Below are 2,491 nucleotides of genomic sequence, written 5' to 3'. Positions count from 1 at the left end.
GCCCCGTCAGGGGGATATCTGGCGTAAATTCAGCTTTGATCCTGCCGGTGAACTGAGCACGGCCACCGACTTCATCCGGGGTGAGCAGCAGTACCGTTATGATGCGGAAGGGCGGCTGACTGACAGCCGGGAGCGTCATCAGTTATCCGTTGCGGAAGATTTTGCTTACGACAATGCGGATAACCTGCTGAACCTGAGGAAACTGCCGTTTGATACGGTCGATCCACTGTACGATACACCGGTCGCCAACAACCGTTTGACGCAATGGCAGCATTACCGTTTTGAGTATGATGCCTGGGGAAACATCACCACGCGGCATGCCGGTGGTCGGATGCAACATTTTGCCTATGACGATGATAACCGGCTGCTGCGGGCCTGGGGAACCGGGCCGTTAGGGGAGCATGACAGCCACTATCGGTATGATGCGCTGGGGCGGCGTATCCACAAATCGGTGACGATAAAGCGCGGCGCAGAAAAAACCACCCGTCAGACCGATTTTATCTGGCAGGGACTGCGGTTGTTGCAGGAGCAACATACGGACGGCAACGCGACCTATATTTACGACCCGAACGAAAGTTATACGCCGCTGGCGCGGGTCGATCAGCGTCATGGCGAGACAGAAAGTCAGGTGTATTATTTTCATACGGATATCAACGGTACCCCGCTGGATGTCACGGACGGAGAGGGTAAGCACCGTTGGTCAGGGAAATACCACGCCTGGGGCAAAGTTACCCGGCAGAATGTCAGCGATCCAAGGCAAAGCACGGTCAGCCGGTTCGCGCAGCCGCTGCGTTATCCGGGGCAATACAGTGATGACGAGACGGGTTTGCACTACAATACGTTCAGGTACTATGACCCGGAGATAGGGCGATTTAGCACGCAGGACCCGATAGGGCTTGCGGGGGGGATAAATCTTTATCAGTATGGGCCAAATCCGCTGGGTTGGGTGGATCCGCTGGGGTTGGCACCTAAAGCACCTTTATCTTTGCCTGAGGGCTATAAAGGCAGAATTGATCGTTTTAATATTGGCCACGGAACCTCATTTGAGGTCCATGTATATATGCCGAACGGAAAAGAGGTCGGTATTTATGGTCCCGAGGGGTTCTTTAATAAGCATGGAACAGTGGCTAGTGAAGTTAAAGTGCCTAAGACTGTTTCTGATACGCTAAATGGTATTGCTGTTGATGAACTAAGAAAGTCAGGACAACTGCCCCAAAAAGGGACCCCAGGAAGTAGGCAAGCAGTTAGAAATTATACTGATAAGATCAGAGAAATTGGCCATTCAGGATGCTAATCATATGAAAGTAATAAAATTTATTGAAAATAATGATGGTTTTACAATGGATAGCTCTGCCTATCCTGATTATGTAAATAGTATCAAGACTCATGTTCCGAAGAATGCTTTACAGTTTATGGAAGCAAGTTGGCACTATGATCATCGAGATCCTAAATGCCCACATGATGCAAAGATAGAAAGTTTATGTATTAGAGAACGTAATTTTGCTGATTTCAGAGTTACAGATATTGATATTTTATTATTGGGGGCATACGGTAATAGAATGTCTTTATTTTATTCAGAGGTTTATAGCTACAATATAGATAAAAAAAAATGTGAATGGCCAACTGATGATTATTCCCATGGTGATTGGCTTGTCGATGAAATTAGTTTATCAGACGATGGGCTTCTAATTCATAAAATAATACTGACCGATGCCGTTATTAGTATTAAGTCTAAGGATGTGAAATATAATATAGTGTGAATGAGATAATAAACTGAGGTCGGAGTAGCTAGCCTCAGTTTATTTTTATCATGGTGTAAGGTTGTAATTATTCTGGTTATATGCTCTAACAATAAAGTTGAAATAATAAAATTAATGATGACATTAAAATATTTCCAGTTATTTTTAAAATAAATATCGTGGATAAATAACTACTGAAGAGTTTACGCGCCTAAATAGCCATTATAAAGTGACATAGAGTCAATAGGTTAAATCTAAATCTGGAAGTTAAATTATTATCGGAGAGTTTTATGTATCCAGTAAAAATTGGTCATGTATTCAATGTGGTTATTAGTATCACACCAAGTAATTCTCACGCTCAATGAACGTACCAATGTTCCTGTCATGTATTTTTGCTGACTTTGAGTATACGAGAGTCTTGCAGTTCAGTCGTTTCAACCGATTGCGAATATTCAAGTTTTCATGCTCAATCCGCTGCATCACCTGGCTGCCCTGACACTGCCCGACGGGCAGATGCTGTCATGGTTGCGTTACGGTGCGGGCCATGTCAGTGCCATTCGTCATGGTGATACGCTTATTTCCGAGTTCAGCCGGGATAACCTTCATCGGGAAGTGAGCCGGACCCAGGGTATTTTGACGCAGTATCGTGATTATGACGCGATGGGGCGGCGGTTGTGGCAATCGGCGGGTTCTGATGCGCCGACAGTGGCGGCCGATCTGCTGCCCCGTCAGGGGGATATCTGGCGTAAATT

At 45.6% G+C, this 2,491-nt stretch carries 2 protein-coding genes and 2 pseudogenes; 3 read left to right on the top strand and 1 reads right to left on the bottom strand.

Annotated elements, in window-relative coordinates:
• Nucleotides 1–1,294 (top strand): RHS repeat-associated core domain-containing protein (locus AC971_RS25440; RefSeq protein WP_331454168.1); only part of this gene is annotated, 1,294 nt, incomplete at its 5' end.
• Nucleotides 1,295–1,298: 4 nt separating this feature from the next.
• On the top strand, nt 1,299–1,760 hold the full coding sequence (locus AC971_RS21330; protein WP_025381679.1) for a hypothetical protein: 462 nt from the start codon (nt 1,299–1,301) through the stop codon (nt 1,758–1,760).
• Between the two features lie 315 nt (nt 1,761–2,075).
• Here the strand turns inward: AC971_RS21330 and AC971_RS23730 are convergent.
• Nucleotides 2,076–2,216: pseudogene (locus tag AC971_RS23730) on the bottom strand (IS1 family transposase); the annotation flags it as partial.
• On the opposite strand from AC971_RS23730, the pseudogene AC971_RS22365 reads away from it, so the two are divergent.
• Nucleotides 2,199–2,491 (top strand): annotated as a pseudogene (locus tag AC971_RS22365) (hypothetical protein); the annotation flags it as partial. The pseudogenes AC971_RS23730 and AC971_RS22365 sit on opposite strands and share 18 nt — an antisense overlap.

Origin of the sequence: Yersinia similis, from assembly GCF_001053095.1 — a bacterium.
Lineage (GTDB): Bacteria > Pseudomonadota > Gammaproteobacteria > Enterobacterales > Enterobacteriaceae > Yersinia > Yersinia similis.
Note: the sequence above shows the minus strand (reverse complement) of the source record. Positions and strands in the feature narration are given on the sequence as shown.